This window comes from Flavobacterium sp. M31R6, assembly GCF_013284035.1.
Classification (GTDB): Bacteria; Bacteroidota; Bacteroidia; order Flavobacteriales; family Flavobacteriaceae; genus Flavobacterium.
In genome coordinates this window covers 124,413-147,911 of the sequence record NZ_CP054141.1, presented here as the reverse complement: position 1 = coordinate 147,911, position 23,499 = coordinate 124,413, and the positions used below count along the sequence as shown (strand labels likewise).

At 34.1% G+C, this 23,499-nt stretch carries 25 protein-coding genes; 9 read left to right on the top strand and 16 right to left on the bottom strand.

Features of this window, described 5'->3' with window-relative positions; genetic code table 11:
- The first annotated feature begins 72 nt into the window (after window positions 1–72).
- From HQN62_RS00650 to HQN62_RS00640, 3 genes are all read left to right on the top strand, one after another.
- Window positions 73–312: a NifU family protein gene (locus HQN62_RS00650; protein WP_111408114.1), complete on the top strand. Its 240-nt coding sequence runs from the start codon at window positions 73–75 to the stop codon at window positions 310–312.
- A 294-nt stretch (window positions 313–606) separates the two neighbouring features.
- Complete coding sequence (locus HQN62_RS00645; RefSeq protein ID WP_116796896.1) at window positions 607–1,080, top strand: hypothetical protein; 474 nt, start codon at window positions 607–609, stop codon at window positions 1,078–1,080.
- A 51-nt stretch (window positions 1,081–1,131) separates the two neighbouring features.
- Window positions 1,132–1,449, top strand: a complete 318-nt coding sequence (locus HQN62_RS00640) for a 2Fe-2S iron-sulfur cluster-binding family protein (RefSeq protein ID WP_111408112.1) — start codon at window positions 1,132–1,134, stop codon at window positions 1,447–1,449.
- A 3-nt stretch (window positions 1,450–1,452) separates the two neighbouring features.
- On the opposite strand, the gene HQN62_RS00635 is transcribed toward HQN62_RS00640, so the two are convergent.
- The 3 genes from HQN62_RS00635 to HQN62_RS00625 form a co-directional block, all read right to left on the bottom strand.
- On the bottom strand, window positions 1,453–2,193 hold the full coding sequence (locus HQN62_RS00635; protein WP_116796897.1) for an SGNH/GDSL hydrolase family protein: 741 nt from the start codon (window positions 2,191–2,193) through the stop codon (window positions 1,453–1,455).
- A gap of 44 nt (window positions 2,194–2,237) precedes the next feature.
- Window positions 2,238–3,020, bottom strand: coding sequence for a DUF3050 domain-containing protein (locus tag HQN62_RS00630; RefSeq protein ID WP_173502934.1), 783 nt, complete (start codon window positions 3,018–3,020; stop codon window positions 2,238–2,240).
- Window positions 3,021–3,112: 92 nt separating this feature from the next.
- Complete coding sequence (locus HQN62_RS00625) at window positions 3,113–4,291, bottom strand: acyl-CoA dehydrogenase family protein (RefSeq protein ID WP_077374064.1); 1,179 nt, start codon at window positions 4,289–4,291, stop codon at window positions 3,113–3,115.
- A 426-nt stretch (window positions 4,292–4,717) separates the two neighbouring features.
- Between HQN62_RS00625 and HQN62_RS00620 the strand changes: the two genes are divergently transcribed.
- Window positions 4,718–5,104: a hypothetical protein gene (locus HQN62_RS00620; protein ID WP_173502933.1), complete on the top strand. Its 387-nt coding sequence runs from the start codon at window positions 4,718–4,720 to the stop codon at window positions 5,102–5,104.
- A 145-nt stretch (window positions 5,105–5,249) separates the two neighbouring features.
- Here the strand turns inward: HQN62_RS00620 and HQN62_RS00615 are convergent, their stop codons facing one another.
- From HQN62_RS00615 to HQN62_RS00600, 4 genes are all read right to left on the bottom strand, one after another.
- Entirely contained in the window at window positions 5,250–6,662 is a 1,413-nt protein-coding gene (locus HQN62_RS00615; RefSeq protein ID WP_173502932.1) for a carbohydrate porin, read from the bottom strand.
- A gap of 378 nt (window positions 6,663–7,040) precedes the next feature.
- Complete coding sequence (locus HQN62_RS00610) at window positions 7,041–7,754, bottom strand: tRNA1(Val) (adenine(37)-N6)-methyltransferase (RefSeq protein WP_173502931.1); 714 nt, start codon at window positions 7,752–7,754, stop codon at window positions 7,041–7,043.
- A gap of 53 nt (window positions 7,755–7,807) precedes the next feature.
- The gene (rimM, locus tag HQN62_RS00605; protein WP_116796902.1) at window positions 7,808–8,332 is read right to left on the bottom strand and encodes a ribosome maturation factor RimM; all 525 of its coding nucleotides are present in this window, start codon (window positions 8,330–8,332) and stop codon (window positions 7,808–7,810) included.
- Window positions 8,333–8,346: 14 nt separating this feature from the next.
- On the bottom strand, window positions 8,347–8,904 hold the full coding sequence (locus HQN62_RS00600) for a 30S ribosomal protein S16 (protein WP_116796903.1): 558 nt from the start codon (window positions 8,902–8,904) through the stop codon (window positions 8,347–8,349).
- Window positions 8,905–9,101: 197 nt separating this feature from the next.
- On the opposite strand from HQN62_RS00600, the gene HQN62_RS00595 reads away from it, so the two are divergent.
- The gene (locus HQN62_RS00595) at window positions 9,102–9,581 is read left to right on the top strand and encodes a DUF6252 domain-containing protein (protein WP_173502930.1); all 480 of its coding nucleotides are present in this window, start codon (window positions 9,102–9,104) and stop codon (window positions 9,579–9,581) included.
- A 270-nt stretch (window positions 9,582–9,851) separates the two neighbouring features.
- Window positions 9,852–10,214, top strand: a complete 363-nt coding sequence (locus HQN62_RS00590) for an RNA recognition motif domain-containing protein (protein WP_111408102.1) — start codon at window positions 9,852–9,854, stop codon at window positions 10,212–10,214.
- A gap of 114 nt (window positions 10,215–10,328) precedes the next feature.
- Here the strand turns inward: HQN62_RS00590 and leuB are convergent, their stop codons facing one another.
- The 9 genes from leuB to HQN62_RS00545 all read right to left on the bottom strand — a co-directional run bounded on the left by leuB (window position 10,329) and on the right by HQN62_RS00545 (window position 19,030).
- Window positions 10,329–11,390 carry a 3-isopropylmalate dehydrogenase gene (leuB, locus tag HQN62_RS00585; RefSeq protein WP_116796905.1) on the bottom strand — a complete coding sequence of 354 codons (1,062 nt, stop codon included), beginning with the start codon at window positions 11,388–11,390 and terminating at the stop codon, window positions 10,329–10,331.
- 55 nt (window positions 11,391–11,445) lie between these two features.
- Window positions 11,446–12,969, bottom strand: coding sequence for an alpha-isopropylmalate synthase regulatory domain-containing protein (locus tag HQN62_RS00580; RefSeq protein WP_173502929.1), 1,524 nt, complete (start codon window positions 12,967–12,969; stop codon window positions 11,446–11,448).
- Between the two features lie 44 nt (window positions 12,970–13,013).
- Window positions 13,014–13,520 carry a GNAT family N-acetyltransferase gene (locus HQN62_RS00575; RefSeq protein ID WP_173502928.1) on the bottom strand — a complete coding sequence of 169 codons (507 nt, stop codon included), beginning with the start codon at window positions 13,518–13,520 and terminating at the stop codon, window positions 13,014–13,016.
- A gap of 11 nt (window positions 13,521–13,531) precedes the next feature.
- Window positions 13,532–14,323: a methyltransferase domain-containing protein gene (locus tag HQN62_RS00570; RefSeq protein ID WP_173502927.1), complete on the bottom strand. Its 792-nt coding sequence runs from the start codon at window positions 14,321–14,323 to the stop codon at window positions 13,532–13,534.
- Window positions 14,324–14,327: 4 nt separating this feature from the next.
- Window positions 14,328–15,032 carry a class I SAM-dependent methyltransferase gene (locus HQN62_RS00565; protein WP_217362504.1) on the bottom strand — a complete coding sequence of 235 codons (705 nt, stop codon included), beginning with the start codon at window positions 15,030–15,032 and terminating at the stop codon, window positions 14,328–14,330.
- A gap of 15 nt (window positions 15,033–15,047) precedes the next feature.
- The gene (locus tag HQN62_RS00560; RefSeq protein ID WP_254454462.1) at window positions 15,048–15,368 is read right to left on the bottom strand and encodes an antibiotic biosynthesis monooxygenase family protein; all 321 of its coding nucleotides are present in this window, start codon (window positions 15,366–15,368) and stop codon (window positions 15,048–15,050) included.
- Between the two features lie 54 nt (window positions 15,369–15,422).
- Window positions 15,423–16,019, bottom strand: a complete 597-nt coding sequence (gene leuD / locus HQN62_RS00555) for a 3-isopropylmalate dehydratase small subunit (RefSeq protein WP_116796909.1) — start codon at window positions 16,017–16,019, stop codon at window positions 15,423–15,425.
- 164 nt (window positions 16,020–16,183) lie between these two features.
- Window positions 16,184–17,578, bottom strand: a complete 1,395-nt coding sequence (gene leuC / locus HQN62_RS00550) for a 3-isopropylmalate dehydratase large subunit (RefSeq protein WP_173502925.1) — start codon at window positions 17,576–17,578, stop codon at window positions 16,184–16,186.
- A gap of 528 nt (window positions 17,579–18,106) precedes the next feature.
- Complete coding sequence (locus HQN62_RS00545; RefSeq protein ID WP_116796911.1) at window positions 18,107–19,030, bottom strand: LysR family transcriptional regulator; 924 nt, start codon at window positions 19,028–19,030, stop codon at window positions 18,107–18,109.
- Window positions 19,031–19,132: 102 nt separating this feature from the next.
- Between HQN62_RS00545 and HQN62_RS00540 the strand changes: the two genes are divergently transcribed.
- From HQN62_RS00540 to HQN62_RS00530, 3 genes are read left to right on the top strand one after another with little or no spacing between them, the layout of a single operon-like run.
- On the top strand, window positions 19,133–19,438 hold the full coding sequence (locus HQN62_RS00540; RefSeq protein WP_173502924.1) for a hypothetical protein: 306 nt from the start codon (window positions 19,133–19,135) through the stop codon (window positions 19,436–19,438).
- 22 nt (window positions 19,439–19,460) lie between these two features.
- Window positions 19,461–20,894: a proton-conducting transporter transmembrane domain-containing protein gene (locus tag HQN62_RS00535; RefSeq protein ID WP_173502923.1), complete on the top strand. Its 1,434-nt coding sequence runs from the start codon at window positions 19,461–19,463 to the stop codon at window positions 20,892–20,894.
- Between the two features lie 2 nt (window positions 20,895–20,896).
- A complete protein-coding gene (locus HQN62_RS00530) occupies window positions 20,897–23,272 on the top strand; it encodes a DUF2309 domain-containing protein (RefSeq protein ID WP_173502922.1) in 2,376 nt (791 codons plus the stop codon).
- Window positions 23,273–23,499: the final 227 nt, after the last annotated feature.

Sequence of the window (23,499 nt, the reverse complement as noted above, 5' to 3'; positions counted from 1 at the left end):
ATAGCAATCACTAATGTGTGATTAATTCCTGAAAATATCGGTAGACCGAAAAAGAATAATAGATATCAACTTATGAAAACAGAAGAATTAACTAATAATGTTCTAAAAGCACTGGAAGAAATCAGACCTTTTCTGAATTCAGATGGTGGAGACATTACGCTTATTTCAATTGATGAAGGAAAACACGTAAAAGTGCGCCTTGAAGGAGCGTGTACAAGTTGTAGTGTGAATCAGATGACGTTAAGAGCCGGAGTGGAGACTACCATTAAAAAGTATGCCCCTCAAATAGAAACGGTTGTTAATATTATGTAATGCATTGAAAAATAGAATATTGTTTGTTTTTATTAATCTTAAAAATGACTCTTTAATAAAAAAAAGCCAAGTATAAAATGATAAAAGTCATGTTCGCTCTTGTTAAATAGATGGTTCATACTTGTTAAAAATCAACGAAAAGGTTTTTTTTAAAGATTATTATTAATGAATTACCAATAAAATCGCTGTTTATTTTGTTTTGCGCAAAAAACAATGTGAATAATTCAAGATTTTTTTATTTGAAAATTCAAATAAAAATTTACATTTGTAGCACTAACCTATAAAATTTGAATTATGAAAAAGCAGTACTTATTAATTATTCTATTTCTGTGTTTCTATAAAAATTATGCCCAAGAACCAATTCAAGAGGCATATGTGTCCAAAACGTATGTTAATGTTGATGAAGAATGGACTGAATTAAACTTTTCTTCAATGGTTGATATATCGTCAAATAGACAGGGACAATTAAAGATTGCCAATGCTGAATTTTTGACTGAATTAAGCGGGGGCAAGGCTAAAATGTTAGATAAAAGCGCATATATTACAGCAGTTTTAGATTCGCAAATATTGACTAAAACAAAAACGGAAAAAAATGGTTTGTTGAATTTAACGTATGAGGGAAAGTTAATATTTAAAACTTTTGAAGGATCTTATACGCCCGCTGTGAAAGTCACTTTCGTAGTGAATCAAGCTGATGTTATTGGTTTGAAAATTCATAATAACGAAAATAATAAAGATTACGCACTAGATCTTACAGTAAAAGATTAACATCGAAGTTTTAAACAGCTTCGATTTTTTTAATAAAAGTTAAATTATATAATGGACGTTTTAATAAAAATTAAAGATAGAGAAGGAGTTGTTCATGAATTACAGGCCCCAACAGATATGGCGATGAACATAATGGAATTGTGCAAAGCCTATGAGCTTCCGGTTGAGGGAACTTGCGGGGGAATGGCAATGTGCGCTTCTTGCCAATGTTATGTTCTTAATGATGTTCCGTTGCCGGCTATGGGTGATGATGAAGAAGCTATGTTATCTGAAGCTTTTTATGTAAAATCAAATAGTCGTTTGGGTTGTCAAATCCCGATTACCGAGAGTCTCGAAGGCTTGGAATTGGAATTGGCCCCAGAGAATTAATATTTAATTTTGTAAAACGTCGACTGCTTTTGGTAAAATGCGTTCTACGAATAAAGTATATGCTTTTTCAGAAGGATGTAAGTTGTCTGATGCAACTAGGCTAGGATTTGATAAGCCTTGTCTGGTTATGTCTGTAATGTTTACGAATATTATGCTGTTTTCTGCACAATAGTTTTGTGCATAAGAATTATATTGATCTATTTCTGTAGATACTCTTTTATTTCCATTGCCAAATGGCGTGTATGCATAATCTGGAATAGAGACTACTATTAAATTTGTTTTGTCACCTTTTGCTAATAAAATAGCCTTATTTACTAAATCAGGGAATTCTTTTTCATATTCAGAAAAAGAATTCCCTTGATATTGATTATTCACCCCAATGAGTAAAGTAACTAGGTCATAATCATTACTTGGATTTTGACTGTTTATTGCCGATATTAAATTACTGGTTGTCCATCCTGTCTTTGCAATTATGTTTAACGAAATGCTATTTCGAGTGTTTAAATTATAGAGCTTGGCTTTTAATTGTTCTGGAAATCGGCAGGTTTCACAAACACTTTGCCCTATTGTATAACTGTCTCCCAAAGCCAAATATTTAATGGGTTCTGATTTAGTGGCCAATGTTAGTTGAGTTGGTTTAGGGTTTTGTGAGGGCGCAACGGATTTTATATCAGTATTGTCAGATTGGCAATCTATCAAAAGAAGGCTTAAGAATAATACGCATATTTTCAATGTATAAACCATTTTTAGGAAATTACAATTAAACGATTCTTAGGTTACTTATTTTATTAAACCATTTCGGCTTTTAGGAGAATTTGTTCTTCAATAGCATCCCAAAGACCTATTCTTTTTTCTAAAGCCAGAATCGAAATTTCTTCCACTTCCGACCATTTTTTTGAATCCTCACCACATAGTTCGGTAATCATCTTCATTGCCATTGGGCCATGCTCATCAGCATCCAATTCGATATGTCTTTCAAAGTAATAAAGTAATTTACTTAAATCATTATCAGGGAATTTGGACTGAAAATTTTTTAAGATTTCTGTAAACATTTTCGGAATCAAATCTTCTCTACCAAAGGTAAATGCTGCGGCTATTTTGTGCGGTTTGCCTTCTTCAATAACTCTAAACGTAAAGTCAAGAAACTCTTTTATATTTGGATGTAGATCACTTTTTTTGATGGCAACAAATATATTGTGAAGTGAATTAACCTCTTCTAAAAAAAGTTCAATACCAATTGTTTTGGCACCGCAATCTTGCATTGCTTCTATGTACATTTCAAAATGGCTTAAACGTCGACCGTCGATGCTTAAATCACTTTCCTCTGCCAGCACAATTTCATTGATTAAATATCTGGTTTCAGGATTTGGTGTCGCAAACCAAGGTGTTGAAGTACAGGTTAATTTATTTTGCAAAGCTTTTAACAAAGACATAAAATCCCAAACTGCATATACATGGTTTTCTAAGAAGTGATGTAAATCTTCAAGAGTATTTATTTTTTTGTATAAAGAATGGTTTAATAATTGTTGTTTTTGCGTTTGAATGCCTGAGTTGATTGTTGCAATATTCATTGAGTTTCTTTTTAGTGTAAAATTAAAAAAGCTTCTCGTTACCAAGAAGCTTTGACTATCAATTTTATAAATACTTTAATAGTTGTTTAGTTCTATTTGAAAGCAGGAATTCCAGTGATGTCCATTCCTGTAATCAATAAATGAATGTCGTGAGTTCCTTCATATGTAATTACTGATTCTAGGTTCATCATATGGCGCATGATGGAATATTCTCCGGTAATTCCCATTCCTCCTAACATTTGTCTAGCTTCACGGGCAATATGAATTGCCATGTCTACATTGTTTCTTTTAGCCATAGAGATTTGGGCAGTGGTTGCTCTTCCTTCATTCCTTAGAACTCCAAGTCTCCAAGTTAGTAATTGCGCTTTGGTGATTTCGGTAATCATTTCGGCTAGTTTCTTTTGCTGCAATTGAGTTCCCGCAATAGGCTTGTCAAACTGAATTCTTTCTTTGGCATAACGCAAAGCAGTGTCATAACAATCCATTGCAGCACCAATAGCGCCCCACGCAATTCCATAACGAGCAGAATCCAAACAACCTAACGGTGCTCCTAATCCAGATTTATTAGGTAATAAATTCTCTTTTGGTACTTTTACATTGTCAAAAATCAATTCTCCAGTAGAGGAAGCGCGAAGTGACCATTTGTTATGCGTTTCAGGAGTTGTAAAACCTTCCATTCCACGTTCTACGATTAATCCGTGTATTCTTCCTTCTTCATTTTTTGCCCAAACAATGGCAATATCTGCGAATGGAGCATTCGAAATCCACATTTTCGCACCATTCAAAAGATAATGGTCGCCCATATCTTTGAAATTAGTAATCATACTTCCTGGATCTGAACCATAATTAGGCTCGGTCAAACCAAAACAACCCATGAATTCTCCTGTGGCTAATTTTGGTAAATATTTCATTCTTTGCTCTTCATTTCCATATTTCCAAATAGGGTACATTACCAACGAAGATTGTACTGACGAAGTTGAACGAACACCTGAATCACCTCGTTCAATCTCTTGCATAATTAGCCCATAAGAGATTTGATCTAACCCTGCTCCACCATATTCTACGGGGATATAAGGTCCAAAACCACCTATTTCACCGAGTCCTTTTATAATTTGTTTTGGAAATTCAGCTTTTTGGGCATATTCTTCTATAATGGGAGAAACTTCACGTTTTACCCAAGCACGGGCGGAGTCACGAACAAGTTTGTGTTCCTCACTTAATAAATCATCTAGATTGTAATAATCTGGGGCTTGGAATAAATCTGGTCTCATGATATAACGGTTTTATTGTTACAAATCTACATAAAGAAATATAACAAAACTAAAATAAATTGTTATAAAATAATTTTTATAGAAAAAATAATTTGATAGAACTGAGTATATGGTAATGTATTTAAAAGCGTTTCGTAATGCTAAAATAATTTACAGTCAAACAGCTGGAGCTGATGAAGGAAATATTAGTTTAAAATAATTAAAGAATTTCAAACATTATTTCCGTTATAAACTATTTTTATTTTATTAAAAAAGTAATCTAATACACAGTATTGTGATGTATATTATAGATTAACAGGTAGTTATGTTATATCAAGAAAGTGAAGAGGAAGTGTTGGATTGAGCTACACAATTTTGTAATATTGCTAAATAAATGAATAGTTTTTAATTCTTTATTTTTCCCTCAAATTAACCCAAATCAAAATTATGAAAAAGAAAATTGTACTTATTTTATTTCTAGTAGTAGGAGCAATAGGGTATTCACAAGCCTTAGATTGTGCTAAATTGAAAAACATAAAAGCATACAACCCAGATTATCCTAAAAAAACTTTTGTAATAAAAGGCAATACTCAAGAAAGTTATGATAATGGAGTGTTACAAATGTCATGGAGTGTAAAGTGGGTGACTGATTGTCAATATGAAGTCACTTGTACTAAAAAAAGTGTGGAGAGTCAAATCGAGGTTGGTGATAGGATAGCGGTAGATGTTATGAGTATAGATGGTGATTGTTTTACGATTAAAAGAACTTTTCATTGTAAAAATATACCAGATGGAGATGTTGATCCAGAAAGCACATTCTGCATAGCAAAGTAGTGAATAGCATATCAAGAATCTTTAAGTCAAGAAATTATGTTTTAAACCTACTGCATGATTTTGACAAAATGAATTTTGTTGTAATTAATTTTAAGCCCTAGTAATTTTGTGATTTTTTAATCTCAAGATGCTAGGGTTTTCTTATTTACCATATCCACCACTCAACTTTGGCCCCTATATATTGTCCCCAGCTTTTGATACCACTTTGAGTCAGGTATGGTGAGTAGAGGTTGTTGGATGCAAATTTGTTATAATGCGCTATGCTATAAACAAATCTAAAGTGCGGTCTTGCCCAAACATCTCGCTCTGATGTTGGGACTAATGTTGGAGCAATAGTGAATTTGGTCATTTGTGCAAAATCCTGCGTACCGTCCTTTCGCCAAGCCAGATCAACTTCATGAAGTAAATGCAACCAATTTTTGATGTACCAAGTGCCTCTTGCTCCAAAAGCGATATCCTGTTTTCTGTTGAATAATATTTGTTTGCCCAGATAATCTGTAGTGGTGTTTAGACTGTCGCTAGCGCCTCTGCTTTTAGTATAAATTGCATATCCATTCAGAGAATAATTTTTGTTAAAATTCAATAAAAAAGTTTCTGTAAGGGCAAGTGAATAGGCTTTTCTGAAACTATTTGTTTCCAAGTTTGGTCCTCCATAAGTTATATAAGTTTTACTACTGCCTCCATCACCACCATTGGCAATTCCGGTACCATAACGGGCACTTATCGCATTAAAGGAACCCGGTAATTTGGATGAAATGTTTTTAAAATATTTGGCACCAACAACATAGCCAATATCAGCAGGGTAATTGTATTTTGTGGTTGCGTCTTTAGAAGTTCCTGAAGGGAGTCTTTGAAATTCACCTAGTAATTTTACATAACCTTTCTTAGTTATTAAGGTATGTTCTAATATAGAGACATATCTGTTGCGTAATCCCAAGGAAGGAGTTCCATTCACAATGTTAAGGTAGAAATTGGGAGGTAATGTCGATGTAGTATCTATTGAACCGGTAAAAATTACAGAAAACTGAGTGTTTTTGTGTCTTATTCCAACACCTTGCCCTGAATGATCATCAAAATAATAATGGTCAATAATATGTATATCATCACCTCGAAATAATCGTGCTCCTAGCCAAATACTCCAATTAGTGCCCATTATATTATTGGCTTCGGCAAATAATTCAGGTAAAGCGGTTGTAATTCCTCCAATAGACTTGTTGGATACGTTTCCTATTAATTGACCTTGAGTAGTATAAAATGCAAATCGTGCCTGAACATTAATTCGGGTAGTGTCATTGCTGGCAATAGTTGGAGTAAAGTGCATTGCAGCAGCTAACTCAAAATAATCGTTTTCTTCAAATCTACCTCCGATAGATCCCATCCCATTTAAATTGAGAGATTGTGGAAATTCAGTGTCTGGAGCTCCAAGACTATACGCTATTCCTGCTCGCCCGTAGCTTCCAATTGAAAATTTTTTATTAGAAATAGTTGGTGCTGGACTTTGACCAAAAAATTTTAGTGACAATAAAAAAAAAGTTATGAGAAGTAAATGTTTTTTCATTCGGTTCTATTTTTAAGATGAGTTTTAGCTACTTTTTAAAAATTGATTATTGTGGTTTTGTATTAATGACTACTAAACCTGTCCTGAAATTGTTTTTATGAGTTATATAATGACAATGTGAAAGTCTTAATTTGTTTCAATCCAATCAAATATATGAATTTTTTTGTAAAATTTTAACATTTAATAGTAAAGGGTTGATACGGAAAGATAACTCGTTTTCTCACAAAAAAACAAAAATAGTTTATAGTGAAGTATTGTAGCGTAACTATTTTTTTGAATGAAAATCAGTTTGGCGTGTTCAAAAAAGGATGCTGTCAAGGGGCTAAAACGAGAATAATATTTTGAATTGACAAGGGAAGATGTGAAAATTAAAAAAGACTACATTTTCAAATAAAAGTCTTTTGTCAATTCGATGTATTCAGGAGTATAGATATGTCTGCCTGTTTCGATAATCAGTTCATCTGTCAAAATAGTGTCACTTTCATTTCGGCTGAAAGCCAATAAACTACGCTTGATATCCGAAGTCAGATTGCCTCTAACTCTAGTGATTTTAATGGGGTGTAATTCGTATTCTTTGGCAATAGCTATAAAGTTTTCTTCTTCCTTAAAAGGAATAATAACGCTAAATATTCCATTTTCAGAAAGTAGTAATGCTGCTGCTTCAATTAGATCTTCAAAAGGCAAAGCATCAGAAAAACGAGCCAAATCACGTTGTGGGTTTTCAGTTTTGTAATCTTCGGTATAAAAGGGAGGATTGGAAACGATTAAGTCATATTCATCTTCGGGTTCTTCTACAAATTCATCCACTCCAGCGTGAAAGCAGAATAAACGATCTCCCCAAGGTGAATTTTCAAAATTGTCCACAGCTTGTTCATAAGCATTTTCGTCAATTTCAAGTGCATCAATTTGCTCGGCATAACTTCTTTGCGCCAGCATCAAAGCTATAATTCCGGTTCCGGTTCCAATATCCAAAATGCTAAAAGGATTGTTTTCTATCGGAGTCCATGCCCCCAATAATACGCTATCAGTTCCAATTTTCATTGCACAACGATCTTGTTGCAGAGAAAATTGTTTGAATTGGAATTTAGACATAAAGATTTTAGATTTTTCGATTAACCGAATAGGTAAATTACCGATTAAACTTTCTAAAGGTACATTTCGATCAATCCTTCCGGTAAATCCATAATTACTTTTTTGTTTTCCCTGTCAATTTTTACAAGAAAATGGTCAATCATTGGGATTAAAATCTCGGTATCTCCTTTGAGTACTTCAAAAAGAGGTTGAGCAGTGGTGTCGTTGATGGATTGGATTTCTCCAACATATCCAATACGTTTGTCTTCTACTTCAAAGCCAATAACTTCATGAAAGTAGAATTTATTACCTGAAAGTTTAGGTAACATTTTCAAAGGAAGATACAGGTCGTTTCCTAGTAGTGTATCGGCCTCCTCTTCGGTATTGATATCTTCAAAACGAATTCTGAGGAAATCATTTTTGTGTAATGAGCTGTTTTCAATAAAAAAAGGAACCAAGTGTTTGTTGCATTCAACAAACACTGATTCCAAGTTTTCGTATAACTCAGGTTCGTCCGTGTCTAAATAAGCAAGAACTTCCCCTTTGAAACTAAATTTTTTGGCGATTTTACCCAAATAGAAACAATCTTCTTTACGCATTTTCGCCTTCTAAATTATGCTTCAGTTGTTTCGTTATTTTCTTCAGCAGCAGGAGCTTCTTCAGCTTCAGCAACAACTTCTTCTTCAACAGCAGGAGTTGCAGCAGCAATAGCATCAGCTTCAGCTTGTGCAGCAGCAGCTAAACGTTTTGCATTTACTTCTTGTTCTGCTTTAAAAGCTTTAGCTTTAGCATCAGCTTGCGCTTTAGTTAAGCCTTCTTTTTTAGCATCAACTTTTCCAGCTTTAGCTTCTAACCAAGCAGCTAATTTTGCATCAGCTTGTTCTTGAGTCAAAGCACCTTTACGAATACCTCCATCTAGGTGGTGTTTCAATAAAGCACCTTTGTAAGAAAGAATAGCTTTTGCTGTATCAGTTGGTTGTGCACCATTGTGCAACCATTTTACTGCGCTATCAAGATTTAAATCGATAGTTGCAGGGTTTGTGTTTGGATTGTAAGTACCAATTTTTTCTAGGTATTTACCATCTCTTTTTGAGCGTGCATCTGCAGCTACAACCCAGTAAAAAGGTTTTCCTTTTTTTCCGTGTCTTTGTAATCTAATTTTTACTGACATAATCGTATGATTAAATTTTGAGGTACTCGACCTCGATTAATTAAGGGTGCAAAGATACATCTTTTATCGAAACTATCTAAAAAGTTTATTATTTTAATGATTAATAGTTTGTTAGCTGTTTTTTTAGTTTTCTTTTGAATAAGAAAACTCGCAAATGAGCTCCAAAACCTTTATTTTTGTGAATCAAAATCAATTTTATGAGTAGGTTCTTTTCGATTATAGCCCTGTTTTTTATTTTAGTATCCTGCGAGGATCAAGTTAAATTTAATAATCCTGCTGTTCAAGGATTAAAAGACAATGTGGTTTGGAGAGCCACTTTATTTACCGCTGTTCAAGCTGCTGATGGTTCTTTGACTATAGAGGCCTATCAAAAAAACGAAGTTTTAACCTTGAAAGCTTCGGCAACATCGGTTAAAACGTATCCTTTAGGTATTGACCTTGCTAATAAAGCAACATTGGTTGAAAAAGTTGGGGATGTAAAGACTGTTTTTTCAACTGGCATAAATAGTGGTGATGGACAAATTGTAATCACTGAATTAGACGCGGTAAACCATACTATTACGGGTGAATTTAAATTTAATGCATTAAACGTGTCAGCAGATCTTTCGACGAATCCAAATGTAAATTTTCAAAAAGGGATTTTTTACAAAGTACCATTAACACTAGCCACAAAATAAAAATATTTTAAGTGCAAAAATTGATTCGGAATCAAAAGAAAATGAATTATATTTTTTGTTTAAAAAAAATAATTGTGAGACTTGGAGAAACTATTTAGGTTGATTCTTAAATTAATAAAGGAATAAAAGTTAGTTTTTCATTGTTGAAATAGAGTTTTGTCAAAAAGTAAAATGGGGGCATATCATAAATAATATCATAAATAAGCTAATTTATAGTTGTTTAGAAAAAAAATAGAGTACATTTGCTTCAATTATTATAAATAAGTACTTATGAATATTTTTGTTGGAAGTCTTCCATTCAGTATTGAGGAAGCAGATTTAAGAGAGTCTTTCGAGGCTTACGGAGCAGTTGATTCAGTTAAAATTATCACAGATAAATTTACAGGAAGAAGTAAAGGATTCGGTTTTGTTGAAATGACAAATGATGATGAAGCTCAAAAGGCAATTGACGAATTGAACGGAGCTACTGTTCAAGGACGTGCGATCGTTGTAAACAAATCTGAACCAAAACCAGAAGGCGAAAGAAGAAGTTTTAACAACAGCCGTGGAGGTGATTCTCGCGGAGGTTATGGTGGTGGAAACAGCCGTGGTGGAGATAACCGTGGTGGTGGAGACAGAGGAGGAAGATATTAATATTTTTTTCAATCATATATTAAAAAGGTGTCAATGTAAATTGACACCTTTTTTGTTCTATTCCATTTTGTATTAATAGAGGCGCACTTCAGTGCACCTCTATTAATAATATATCTACAAATTTGCTACCAACCAGTCACCTACTTCACTGGTAGAATATGCTTTTGATCCTTTTGCAACTAAATCTTCGGTTACAATTCCTTGTTCCAATGATTTGTTGACTACGGCTCTGATTGCATCGGCCTCTTCTTTCAATCCAAATGCATCTTCAAACATCATTGCAGCTGATAAAACAGTAGCCAATGGATTGGCAATGTTTAGTCCAGTTGCTTGTGGATAAGATCCGTGGATTGGCTCGTATAATGAAGTGTGTTCCCCAACTGATGCTGATGGCATTAATCCCATTGAACCTGAAATAACAGAAGCTTCATCAGTCAAAATGTCTCCAAATAAATTCTCTGTGATTAATACATCATAAGAGTTTGGCCATTGTACCAAACGCATTGCAACTGCATCAACAAATTCATAACTAACTTCAACCTCTGGATAATCTTTTTCCATGGCTTGAACAGTTTCTCTCCACAAACGAGAAGTTTCTAGTACATTGGCTTTGTCCACACAACACAATTTTTTAGAACGTGTCATTGCTAGTTCAAAACCTTTTTTTGCCAAACGTTGAACTTCAGCTCTAGTGTACACACAATTGTCAAAAGCAGTTTCTCCGTCGTCTCTTCTTCCTTTTTCTCCGAAATAAATTCCTCCAGTTAATTCTCTTAAGAAAACCAAATCAGTTCCTTCGATACGTTCTCTTTTTAATGGAGAATTGTCAATTAATGAAGGGAATGTAAAGGTTGGACGTACATTGGCAAACAAACCTAATTTTTTACGCATTAACAATAAACCTTGTTCTGGACGAACAGGTGCGCTTGGATTGTTGTCGTATTTTGGGTGTCCAATAGCTCCAAAAAGAACAGCATCGGCAGCCATACAAATTTCATGAGTTTCGTCTGGGTAAGGAACACCAACGGCATCAATAGCACAAGCACCTGTAAGAGCAGGTGTCCAAGTGATTTCGTGGTTGAATTTTTTGGCAATGGCATCTGAAACTTTAACTGCTTCGTTAATTACTTCTGGTCCGATTCCGTCTCCGGCTAAAAGGGCAATGTTGAATTTCATTGTTGTTAATTTTTAATTATATTTTTAATAGATTTTTTTCAATTGTAATTTTATTTTAAATCACCACCACATTTAACATTTTTTGAGTGGCAATGATAGCTGCAACGGTCTGGTCGGAATCAAGTCCTCTTGTTTTAAATTCTTTTCCGTTGTTGGTCCAAGTGATGATGGTTTCGCATAACGCATCCGAGCTACTGCCTGGAGGAATACGAACCGCATAATCGACTAATTTAGGCAAAATCATCTTTTTGTTTTTATAAATTTTGGAAAGAGCATTCATAAAAGCATCAAATTGACCGTCACCTTGTGCATTTTCTTCAAAAACTTCACCATCGATTTTTAAACATAAAGTAGTCGAAGGGCGTAATCCTTTAGCGTGAACCAATACATACGATTCTACTACTATTTTTTCCTCATAAGACTGACTGTCCAATACATCTGAAATGATGTATGGCAAATCCTCTTTGGTAACAGTTTCTTTTTTATCTCCCAATTCGATGATTCGTTGAGTTACCAATTTTAAATCTTCGGGGTTTAGTTTCAATCCCAATTCTTGAAGATTTTTTTCGATATTGGCTTTGCCGGATGTTTTTCCTAAAGCATATTTTCGTTTTCTTCCAAAACGTTCTGGAAGTAAATCGTTAAAATACAGATTGTTTTTGTTGTCTCCATCCGCGTGGATTCCTGCAGTTTGTGTAAAAACATTATCACCTACAATAGGTTTGTTGGCGGGAATTCTATAGCCAGTAAATGTTTCAACAAGTTTGCTTACCGAATATAATGAGGATTCTTTGATATTGATTTTTACCTCGGGCATAAAATCATTAATCACAGCAACAGTACTTTCAAGCGGAGCATTTCCAGCTCGTTCTCCCATTCCGTTTACGGTAACGTGCAATCCATTGATACCTGCTTTTACAGCTTCCATCACATTGGCAACGCTTAAATCATAATCGTTGTGAGCGTGGAAATCAAAATGAATGTTGGGGTATTTTGCAGTGATTTTAGATATAAAATCAAAAGTGTCCGATGGAATAAGAACACCTAGAGTATCGGGTAATAATATTCTTTTAACGGGTTGTGTTACCAAAAAATCCAAATATTGAAAAACATATTCAGGAGAATTACGCATACCGTTGCTCCAGTCTTCCAGATAGACATTGGTAGAAATTCCGTTTTCATTTGCTAAAGCAATAGATTGTGAAATTTCGGCAAAATGCTGTTCCGGTGTTTTTTTTAATTGATGGGTCAAATGATTTAAAGAACCTTTGGTCAATAAGTTTTGAACTTTGGCTCCAGCTTTTTTCATCCATTCGATAGAAATTCCGCCATCTACAAAAGCCAATACTTCAATTCTGTCCGTATATCCTTTCTCCTCAGCCCAAGACATAATTCCGCTTACACCTTGAAATTCACCTTCACTTACACGAGCTGATGCAATTTCGATACGGTCAATATTTAGTTCTTCTAGCAATAATTGCGCAATGGTTAACTTTTCTGCAGCAGAAAAAGATACTCCCGAGGTTTGTTCACCATCGCGAAGTGTAGTATCCATTATTTCAATTTTTCTTTTTTCCATATTGCTTTTTGTATTCCTTTTAAAAAGGGTATTATATGTTTTTACTATTCTACTTTAATTTCAAATAGACTCAATGTTATTCCTGTATAATGTTTGGGTAAACCTTCATAATCTGGGGTGATAACTCCAAGGAAATTAAAACCACATTTTTGATAATATTCAATTAAGGAATCGTTATCTCCCCAAGTATCCATTCTCAAAAAATCCAAATTATTTTCTTTTGCAAATTGCAATCCCCAATCGATTATTTTTTCTACAAAATGATGACCTCTAAATTTTGGATGCGTCACAATTCGATGAAAATAAACGGCTTTGTCGATATTTTTTTCTTTCCAAATGCTTTTGTCTTCGAATGTTATCGCAAAAACACAAGCAATTTCATTATCAATTATAATTTTCCATTGGCGGTTTTCATCAATTTCTTTTTCCACTAATGCTCTGTCAAAACCTTGCCATTGTTTGTTGAACTTAGTTTTTTGATAGGCTATTGCCATATCATAAAATTCAAAAATGCTGTCTATATCTTCAATCGTGCTGGGTTTGAAATTCATTATTAAAAATTTTATATTTTTCCTCGCACTTCATTTAATTTCATTGTCATAGAAATCGCTTTGGTTTCTATCCAACGGTTGTATTCTTCTATGGCCTTCAATCTTAATTCATTGTCCAAATAACCTTCTTCTACCATTTGAAGTGAACCTGCCACTTTTGACCAAATCCCTATTTTCGATTTGTAATCTGAACGTTCGTCATTATAAAGTTCATCAGAATTTATTTTTTCGACAGAATGAAAACCTGCTTCTTCTAATAAATGTGGCAAATCTTCGGCAATTCTATTATTCATTCCAGCATCGTGTCTCCACTTCAAGAACGTATCGTAAAAAGTCTGCATACTTTCTGGCGGTGGCGGATTCCAATTTAGATTCGTGTGATCATAATCCAAAATTGAAATTTGACCATTTGGTTTCAAAAGTGATTTCATTTTTAATAAAGCCTCTTTTGGATTACTCAACCATTGCAATACTCTGGCAGAAACAATTAAATCAAATTTTTCTTCTGGATTGAAATCAAATAAATCAATATAAATTAATTCTAAATTCTTTATTTCCTTATGCGATTCCCTTCCGTTTAAAATTAAACTTTCGGTATTGTCAATTCCAATAACTTTTCCGTTTTCTCCAACTATAGTTGCAATGTCTTTTGAAATAAAACCTGTTGCACAGCCAATATCTAAAACTTTCATTCCTGGTTTTAAAATAGAGGATAGATGTCTGTAGTCATTTGCTAGACTTCTGTCATTGTATACTTTATTAGCTTCTTGATTGTCTCTATGTATGTGTTTGTTCTCCTTCATAAATTTATTTTATACCTCCAAACACAGAAAAATTACTGTTTTTATGTAAAACATCGACATACGAAAAATCTACTTTTTTCAACACATCCAATTGATAGATTACAGAACGAGGTGTGTCTTCTTTGGCAATGTAAGCAAACACATTTTCTTGATAGGCTTTTCCTCCTACACCTTCTAAATATTCCGCATAACGCTTCCACATCAATTGGTCAATTGCGGGATGATCGTGTTTTATTAAATCTGAAATCCAAAAACAACCTCCCTTTTTTAGACTTTTATATATTTTAGAAAAAACAGTTTCCCATTCTTCATCAGATCTTAAATGGTGCATCGCCGCTCCCGTTACTACAATATCAAAAAAATCTTCCGGCAATTCCATATTCAAAAAATCAGTTTGAATAGTAGTGATTTTTCCTTCTGAAGCTTTGAAGATTCTTTCTTTCGCTTTATCCAACATTGGTTGACTCAAATCAATCAAAGTGGAGTCAAAATCGGGAATAAGCCCTAATAATTTTAAAGTGTAATTACCCGCACCACAGCCCAAATCCAAAACTTGTTTGGCATCAGGACAACAGGCACTAGCTGCTTGGGTCAATAATTCTAAACTCAAAGTGGCATCAACTGTACTGATTTGGCCTGTTTCTAAATTAGAAAAACGGGCTACTTCATTGTCAAAACGCTGTTGTATTTCAGATAATGTTGATTTCATGTCCATGATTTAAAATTATTTTTTGTTCTCCAAAACTATTTCATAATGCTCCACAATAGGGAACGGATTGTAATAATGATGTAACAATTTTTTCCATTCTAGATAGGCTTCTGATTCTCTAAATTCAACAGTATGGTCTTCTAATTTCTTCCAATTAACCAATAAAAGATATTTATTTTCCTCCTCAATGCATTTTCTCAAACTATGACTTGCATAACCTGGAATCGATTCTATAAAATGGCTGGCAACTGCAAAATCTCTTTCAAAATTTTGCTCTTTTCCTTTTATTACCTGCAAAACAGCCATTTCTAAAACCATATCTATTTTTATATACAAACCCGACAGATTTAAAAAATGTGTCGGGTTTCTTAACTAATTGTATTTTTTTTTTTAGTAAGGCAGTTTATCTGCAAACCCTGTGATTTCTTCTTTAATGTTTTGCAAGTAATCAATATCATCAAATCCGTTAATCATATTGTTCTTTTTGTATCCATTAATGTCAAAAGATTCTTTTTGACCAGTTACTTTAAGCGTAATGGTTTGCTCAGGCAAATTAATTTCCAATTCTGTATTTGGATCTGCTTCGATTGCTTTGAAAATAGTTTCAGCAAATTCTGGGCTTACTTGAACTGGCAAAACACCAATGTTCAAACAGTTTCCTTTGAAGATATCTGCAAAGAAACTAGAAACAACAGCACGGAATCCGTAATCGTAAACTGCCCAAGCTGCGTGCTCTCTTGAAGAACCCGAACCAAAGTTTTTTCCGCCCACTAATATTTTTCCGCTGTATGTTTTATCGTTTAAAACGAAATCTGCTTTTGGAGTATCGTCTCCATTGTATCTCCAGTCTCTGAAAAGGTTATCTCCAAAACCTTCACGTTTAGTAGCTTTCAAGAAACGAGCAGGAATGATTTGATCGGTATCCACGTTTTCTATTGGTAGAGGCACTGCACTACTCGTAAGGATGTTAAATTTATCGTATGCCATTGTGATTTTTGATTTTTGATTAACGATTTTAGATTTGCCGTAAGGGAAATGATATCGAAAAACGTTAATGTTATTTTGTGTAATCTAAATTGTGTATTGTAAAAGAAATTTGTGGATTAACGAAATCTGAAATCAAAAATCGTTAATCTTCAATCTCAAATCTTTTAAAACAAATCTCTTGGATCTGTCAGTTTTCCTGTAACGGCAGCAGCGGCAGCCATAATTGGGCTAGCCAATAGCGTTCTTGAACCGGGACCTTGACGACCTTCGAAGTTTCTGTTTGATGTACTTACCGCATATTTTCCGGCAGGAACTTTATCGTCGTTCATTGCTAAACAAGCTGAACAACCTGGCTGACGCAATACAAAACCAGCTTCTGTAAGTATGTCCAAAAGACCTTCTTCTTTGATTTGTGCTTCAACAACGTGAGAACCTGGAACTAACCAAGCAGTAACATTATCTGCTTTTTTTCTTCCTTTGACAATTTCTGTAAAAGCTCTAAAATCTTCAATACGACCATTAGTACAACTTCCTAGGAAAACAAAATCAATTGGTTTCCCAATCATCACGTCATCTTCGTTGAAGCCCATATAGGCTAAAGATTTTTTATAAGTTTCCTCGCCACCTTCCACTTGGTTGGCGTTTGGAATATGTTTTGTGATACCAATTCCCATTCCAGGATTTGTACCATAAGTAATCATTGGTTCAATATCGGCTGCATCGATGTTCAATTCTGCATCAAAAACGGCATCAGCATCGGTTTTTAAAGTTTTCCAGTACTCAACTGCTTTTGTCCAAGCTTCTCCTTTTGGAGCATATAGACGACCTTCTAAGAAATCGAAAGTTTTTTGGTCAGGAGCAATCATACCACCACGGGCACCCATTTCGATACTCAAGTTACATACGGTCATACGACCTTCCATTGACATTTCTTCAAAAACATTTCCGGCATATTCCGCAAAATATCCAGTTCCGCCTGAAGTAGTCAATTGTGAAATGATATATAATGCAACGTCTTTTGGTCCCACACCTTTACTTAAAGTTCCATTTACATTGATGCGCATTTTCTTAGGCTTAGGCTGCATAATACATTGAGTAGCCAATACCATTTCCACTTCTGAAGTTCCGATACCAAAAGCAATAGCTCCAAAAGCACCGTGAGTAGAAGTATGTGAGTCACCACAAACAATAGTCGCACCCGGTAATGTAATTCCGTTTTCAGGACCTACAACGTGAACGATACCATTTTTTTGATGTCCCAATCCCCAGTGTGAAATACCATATTCAGCTGCATTGTCTTCCAGCGCTTTCAATTGGTTGGCAGATAAAGCATCAGCAACAGGTAAGTGTTGGTTTATAGTAGGAGTGTTGTGGTCAGCCGTTGCAAAAGTACGCTCAGGATACAATACCTTGATACCTCTTTCTTTTAAACCTAAAAAAGCAACAGGACTAGTCACCTCGTGAATAAAATGACGGTCAATAAAAAACACATCTGGTCCATCTTCTATTTTACGCACCACGTGCGAATCCCATACTTTGTCGAATAATGTAGTACTCATTTTGTTTTTTTTTAATTGTAATTGTTATAACAATAGTAACTTGATGCTGTTATAATCGAAGTTCAAAAGTAAAAAAAAGATATGTTGCCGTCAATTGCAATATTTCGTTTTATACGATACCCAAACATTTCTGTATTTTGAAGAGCAAACTATTACTGCTTTATTTTGGAAAGGGTACTATTTGCAACAGTCGATACATTTTTTTTAATCGAACAACTAACACTTAGTTTATTGTTGTTTTTAATAATTGGCAAATTTATCGCTATTGTATTATAAAATAACGGTTTTTGATGTAAAAAATGTAACATTTTAAAATAAAACAGTAACAAATGTCAGTTATATATTTTGATGTTTCCTTTGTTTTTAAGAAGTGCTTTTTTCCTTTTTTAGGAAAAAAGCACTTTAAAAAAGCACTTTTTTCAACGCAAATACTACGACATCCAAAAGTTGATATTAAGTAAATATTTTAAAAAAATATTGCAGATATGTTTCTATATTAATTAGAATAAAACACGCAATTGATTAAGTTCAATAATCATTTATCCAAGCAAATTTCTCCTTTATGATTTCTTCTTTTTTAGAATTTACAAAATCAAGATAAGCTAAGGCAACAGGTGATAGTTTTTTAGATTCGAGCTGTATCAAGTTCCAGGTTGTAATAATCGGAAGTCCTTTTACGGGTATAATTTGCAAATCATTATTTTTTAAATCATTTTTTATGCCAATCAAAGGCATAATAGAGCATCCCAATCCAGAGAGTACTGCTTGTTTTACCGCTTCATTCGAAGTAAGTTCAATCTTTTTCCGAACAGAAAATTTATTGGCAGTAATAAATTTTTCCATGGCAGTCCGGGTTGCAGAACCTTGTTCTCTATATATTATAGGTGTATTTTCGAATAGGTTTTTTTTGTCATTTGGTTTTTTAAAATTTAATTGACTGCTTCCAATAAAGTAAAGACTGTTTTGCATCAGTTCAATATTTTTGACTTTTAATTTTTTTGGCAAAACCGATACCAATGCAAAATCTACTTCATTCGATTCTAAGCTTTCCAAAACCCTGGATCTATTAGTTACATCAATAATAAGTTCTACTCCAGGATTTAGTCTTATAAATTCGGATAAAAAGAATGGAATAACATATTTACCCGTAGAGACAATTGAAAGTTTTAATCTTCCAGAAAGCTCGCCTTGATAGTTTAAGGTTTTGTAATTTATAGCATTTACTTCCTCTATTATTTTCTCAGCAGCTTGGGCTATTTCTTTTCCAAATTCCGTCACATACAGTTTTCTTCCTACTACTTCTGTTAGCGGAATGGGAAATTGGTCCTGAAAATTTTTTAATTGTATCGATACTGCTGGCTGAGTAAGATGAAGCTCTTCGGAAGCTTTAGTAATGCTCTGTATTTGACAAATTTTTAAAAATATTTGTAGTTGATGCAAAGTATAATTCATAAAAATTGTTTATGGATTTCATAACAAATATAAATAAAAATTTATAAACAAAAGGAGTAACCTTTGTGCCAGATAAAAAGTTTAATCATTAAAAAGAAAACTATGAGCACGAATGGATTAACTAAAACGGACAAAATGAAGCAAACAATTCAATTGGTGAAAGGAGATTTTACCGTTTCTGACGCTTCAGATATTATGATGTCGCTGATTGACGAAAAAATAAATTTTCATCAAAAACAAAGACTTCAAAAATGGGAACAGAATCATGAAAATAATTTAGGGGAAATAGAAGAACGGATTAAACAGCTTGAAAAAGAAAAGACCGTAATCCAAACGTTTATGCTAAATGCTAAAAACTACCATAACACTATAGCTATAAATGGAATTCTTGAAATCAGCATTATATAAAAATTAATTATAAAAATTTAAAATGATACCTCAAAACCAACAGCCTCAATTTATCAACACGATACTGTCCTATTTTCTGGGTTTATTGTTTCTGGGCAATCTGGCTTATCTAATTTGCACTTATCCAAATGTTTCCCAATGGGAGTATGGCAATATTCTAAGAATTAATGGTTTTACATTGCTCGTCTGGACACTGGTAACTTTTTTTAGTGCCCTTATCAGCAACTATTCAAAAAATTACTTGAAAGGATTCAGATACCACACTAAATTTTCAATGCTATCTTTAGGCTTTACCTTGTCTATTATGGTTTTTGTGATGGCAAACCATATTGCACTTTTATTAATCACTTGGTTTTTAATGGGAGTTTTTATGTCGCAGTTAATTGGAGTAGATTCCAGATGGGGCGAAGCAAGAGAGGCATCAAAATTCGCATTCCGATATTTTGCAGCAGGAAGTTTCTTTTTGAGTGCAGGAGTTTTATTGTTGGCTTTCCAAACGGGAGGTTTTACTTTAAGTGGTATTCTTGTTAAGGTAAACAGTTTGCCGCAGCACATCACTTTATTGTCAGGTTTATGTATTATTACAGCAGCACTCATTCAGTCGGCAATATATCCATTTCACCGGTGGCTGCTTTCAGCAATGACTGCACCTACACCTGCTTCGGCCTTGATGCACGCAGGATTTGTAAATGGTTCTGGAATTTTATTAACCTTATTCTCAGTCCTGTTATTTGCATCAAATACGCTGATTATTCTATTTGTTGTCGGAGGTTTAGCGGCAGTAATTGCACAATTTGCAAAGCTGCTGCAAGTAAATGTGAAACAAAAATTAGCCTGTTCGACGATTGCCCAAATGGGTTTTATGATTATGCAATGCGGATTAGGATTTTTTAATGCAGCTGTTGTTCATTTAATTCTTCACGGATTTTACAAATCCTATTTGTTTTTATCAGCAGGAGAAGAAATAGGGTATGCCAGACCGTCTAGGCCAGTACAAGTCAAAATAAAACCTTTGCAAGCTGTAATTGTACTTTTCTGGGGTATTTTAGGCGCATTTATATTTGCTTATCTTACTGGAAAAGGAATCAAAATGAATAGTGGTATTTTTTTAACACTTATTGTTGCCATAACGGTTGGACAAGCAACGTACAACATTGTCAAAGAACAAAGCTTAAGTGTAATACAAAAAACAATTTTGCCTCCGCTGCTGTTTTTATCTGGAATAACAATATACGCCCTCATTTATAAAGTAATTACAGAATTGATGCACGATATGCCAATGAGCGAAGTTCCTGTCCCGCTGTCTTTAATAGAAATAATATTTGGAGTTATTTTTCTGACAGGGTTTTTTATAATGAAATTAGGAATCTACTATAAATACCCAAAGGCATATGTAAAACTGCTGAACATCACGCAACCGTCTAAAAAAACTGTTTTAATGTTTAAATCTAAATAATTATGGAGAATCCAATTATTCAAAAATGTATAGCAGAAGCATCACAAGTTATTGGAAAAACTTGGCCATTATACTCGTTTGTTACGTCAAATCCTTTAGCAGGTTATGAGCAAATGCCATTTGAAGAAGCTGTAAAGCAAGCCGAAAAATTGTTGGATGCCAATGTTTACCCAGAGGCGGCATTTTTTCGTCAGGCATGGAAAAAAGGGGAAATTAATGAAAAGATACTTCGAAATTTATTAGCAGAAAACCAGCTTTTAGCCTCTCCAGAAGAATATTTGCTACAAATGGAACTGTATAAAAAAACTGTCCAAATAAATTCCAATAATAATTTAGACTGCATTTTGGCAAAGTGGTTAGCGGCGTTTTTGGACGAAGGTTTGGCAGAATGGGAAATGCCCAATAAAAGTGAAGGCTTTTATCGAGCATGGCGAAAATTAGCCGTTTATGATACCTACATGCCAAAAACGGCTTTGGCAGAAATTCCTAAAACAAGTATCGAAGTTTTAAATGAATTATTAAATAAATATGGTGAGAAACAGTTTATTGCAATCTGCACTTTTCATTTAGCGTCATTGCCTGGCTGGACAGGATATATTAATCATAGAACGGACTCAAATTCACAATGGCAAGAAGTTTATCCTATAAATATACAAGATTATTTAGGCGTCAGACTTTGGATAGCCCAAAAAATAAAAGCAGTTATTGAACCTGAAAAAAGTAGTTTTCTTGTAAATTCTTCCACTACAAAATTACATTATATATGGTTAAAAGCATGGGAGAAAAGTTTTCAAAGTGGCCTTGTGAAACTGTTAGGAAATCAACAGATAAGTACGTCGGAATCGCAAACAAAAAAACAAATTCCAGATGCCCAGCTGGTTTTTTGTATTGATACAAGGTCAGAATTAATTCGAAGAAATATAGAAAATAAAGGAAATTATGAAACATTTGGTTATGCAGGTTTTTTTGGAATCGCAATGGATTATGAGAATCTAAATAATGGAATAATACATAAAGCATGTCCGCCTATTGTAAATTCAGCGTATAAAGTTTCCGAAGTCGCACCAAAAGGAAATGTGGCAAAACTCCAGGCGTACCAAAAAAAGAATCAGATTTTAAACTTTAAGGAATATTTTCTAAAAAGAATGAAAAATATGCTTCCATCTGCCTTTGGCTATGTTGAAGGTTCAGGTTTTTTTTACGGAATATCTTTAATAGCCAGAACAATTGCACCAGCTTACTTATATAGAATAACCCAAAAAGGTGCCCAGGGCCATGAATCTATTTGTACTCCAGAAATTAAAAAAAGATGTAATCACAATGAAGACAGCGAGCCAAACATTTCATTAACAGAAAAAGCAGCCATCGTAAAATCAGCATTTGATATAATGGGATGGCAGGAATTTGCGCCAATCATTGTCTTTATTGGGCATGGAAGCCATTCCGCTAACAACGCTTTTGGATCGAGTTTAGATTGTGGAGCATGTGCTGCGAGTCCCGGAAGGAATAACGCCAGAATGTTAGCCAAACTCGCTAATTTGCCAGAAGTCAGAAAGACTCTTCTCGAAAATCATAACATCCTAATCCCTGGGACTACCACTTTTATTGGAGGAGAACACAATACAACTACAGATGAAATTGTGCTGTTTGACGCTGAAACTCCGGATCTGCATAAAAAATGGGTAGAAAAATTAAAATTTAATTTGGCAAAAGCACAACTTACTGCTACCCAAGAACGTCTTGGCATCAAAACAGAGGACAGTGTGAAGCAAGCGCAAAAAAAAGCTAATGACTGGGGCGAAACCAGACCGGAATGGGGTTTGGCAAAAAACGCAGGATTTATTATAGGGCCAAGAAATTTAACCAAAAATCATAATCTGGATGGACGTTGTTTTCTAAACTCTTATAATTGGGAAACGGATGCAGGCGGATCAGCACTTGAAAACATTATGCAAGGCCCTATGACCGTTACACAATGGATAAATAATCACTATTATTTTTCGACGGTTGATAATGAAGTTTTTGGAGGAGGTTCGAAAATAACGCATAATATTACGGGTAAGTTTGCAGTGGTGCAAGGAAATGGTGGTGACATAAAAATGGGGCTCCCACTACAATCTTTAAGACAATCAGATAAAGAAATGTACCATCAGCCTTTGCGATTGTCGGTAATCATCCAAGCGCCTTTAACAAGAGTAACCGAAATTGTTTCTAGAAATGAAAATATAAAAAGATTACTGGATAACCAATGGATTTATTTGATGGTGATGAATCCTTTGGAGGAAAACACAATTTATCAATATCAAAAAAATCTAAATTGGAACCTTGCCTCTAAAAGAAATAAAGCCAAAAAAGAAGCAGGAGTTTTTAGTGTTTAAAAAATATAATCTGTAAAAAAAAAGCTGTTTCATAAAAATTTGAAACAGTTTTTTTTTATTAAAGTAATCAAATCTGGATGGCTAAGTAACAGGATAAGTTTCGATTGTGTATTGTTTCAGTTTTTTATTTTTTTGTTGATAACTTACCCATTTCTATACCCTAAAAAAAGACTAATTTTGAAATTCACTTTTTGTAATTGTAGAAAATTACAATCACTTCATTTGCA

What these genes read in the sequence shown, in the direction of transcription:
- HQN62_RS00620 (WP_173502933.1), top strand. Translation starts at nt 4,718, where the DNA reads ATGAAAAAGAAAATTGTACTTATTTTATTTCTAGTAGTAGGAGCAATA.
- leuD (WP_116796909.1), bottom strand. Translation starts at nt 16,019, where the DNA reads ATGGCATACGATAAATTTAACATCCTTACGAGTAGTGCAGTGCCTCTA.
- leuC (WP_173502925.1), bottom strand. Translation starts at nt 17,578, where the DNA reads ATGAGTACTACATTATTCGACAAAGTATGGGATTCGCACGTGGTGCGT.
- HQN62_RS00595 (WP_173502930.1), top strand. Translation starts at nt 9,102, where the DNA reads ATGAGTAGGTTCTTTTCGATTATAGCCCTGTTTTTTATTTTAGTATCC.
- HQN62_RS00575 (WP_173502928.1), bottom strand. Translation starts at nt 13,520, where the DNA reads ATGAATTTCAAACCCAGCACGATTGAAGATATAGACAGCATTTTTGAA.
- HQN62_RS00570 (WP_173502927.1), bottom strand. Translation starts at nt 14,323, where the DNA reads ATGAAGGAGAACAAACACATACATAGAGACAATCAAGAAGCTAATAAA.
- HQN62_RS00600 (WP_116796903.1), bottom strand. Translation starts at nt 8,904, where the DNA reads ATGTCAGTAAAAATTAGATTACAAAGACACGGAAAAAAAGGAAAACCT.
- leuB (WP_116796905.1), bottom strand. Translation starts at nt 11,390, where the DNA reads ATGAAATTCAACATTGCCCTTTTAGCCGGAGACGGAATCGGACCAGAA.
- HQN62_RS00530 (WP_173502922.1), top strand. Translation starts at nt 20,897, where the DNA reads ATGGAGAATCCAATTATTCAAAAATGTATAGCAGAAGCATCACAAGTT.
- HQN62_RS00625 (WP_077374064.1), bottom strand. Translation starts at nt 4,291, where the DNA reads ATGAGACCAGATTTATTCCAAGCCCCAGATTATTACAATCTAGATGAT.
- HQN62_RS00580 (WP_173502929.1), bottom strand. Translation starts at nt 12,969, where the DNA reads ATGGAAAAAAGAAAAATTGAAATAATGGATACTACACTTCGCGATGGT.
- rimM (WP_116796902.1), bottom strand. Translation starts at nt 8,332, where the DNA reads ATGCGTAAAGAAGATTGTTTCTATTTGGGTAAAATCGCCAAAAAATTT.
- HQN62_RS00590 (WP_111408102.1), top strand. Translation starts at nt 9,852, where the DNA reads ATGAATATTTTTGTTGGAAGTCTTCCATTCAGTATTGAGGAAGCAGAT.
- HQN62_RS00645 (WP_116796896.1), top strand. Translation starts at nt 607, where the DNA reads ATGAAAAAGCAGTACTTATTAATTATTCTATTTCTGTGTTTCTATAAA.
- HQN62_RS00540 (WP_173502924.1), top strand. Translation starts at nt 19,133, where the DNA reads ATGAGCACGAATGGATTAACTAAAACGGACAAAATGAAGCAAACAATT.
- HQN62_RS00610 (WP_173502931.1), bottom strand. Translation starts at nt 7,754, where the DNA reads ATGTCTAAATTCCAATTCAAACAATTTTCTCTGCAACAAGATCGTTGT.
- HQN62_RS00650 (WP_111408114.1), top strand. Translation starts at nt 73, where the DNA reads ATGAAAACAGAAGAATTAACTAATAATGTTCTAAAAGCACTGGAAGAA.
- HQN62_RS00615 (WP_173502932.1), bottom strand. Translation starts at nt 6,662, where the DNA reads ATGAAAAAACATTTACTTCTCATAACTTTTTTTTTATTGTCACTAAAA.
- HQN62_RS00535 (WP_173502923.1), top strand. Translation starts at nt 19,461, where the DNA reads ATGATACCTCAAAACCAACAGCCTCAATTTATCAACACGATACTGTCC.
- HQN62_RS00630 (WP_173502934.1), bottom strand. Translation starts at nt 3,020, where the DNA reads ATGAATATTGCAACAATCAACTCAGGCATTCAAACGCAAAAACAACAA.
- HQN62_RS00545 (WP_116796911.1), bottom strand. Translation starts at nt 19,030, where the DNA reads ATGAATTATACTTTGCATCAACTACAAATATTTTTAAAAATTTGTCAA.
- HQN62_RS00640 (WP_111408112.1), top strand. Translation starts at nt 1,132, where the DNA reads ATGGACGTTTTAATAAAAATTAAAGATAGAGAAGGAGTTGTTCATGAA.
- HQN62_RS00565 (WP_217362504.1), bottom strand. Translation starts at nt 15,032, where the DNA reads ATGAAATCAACATTATCTGAAATACAACAGCGTTTTGACAATGAAGTA.
- HQN62_RS00635 (WP_116796897.1), bottom strand. Translation starts at nt 2,193, where the DNA reads ATGGTTTATACATTGAAAATATGCGTATTATTCTTAAGCCTTCTTTTG.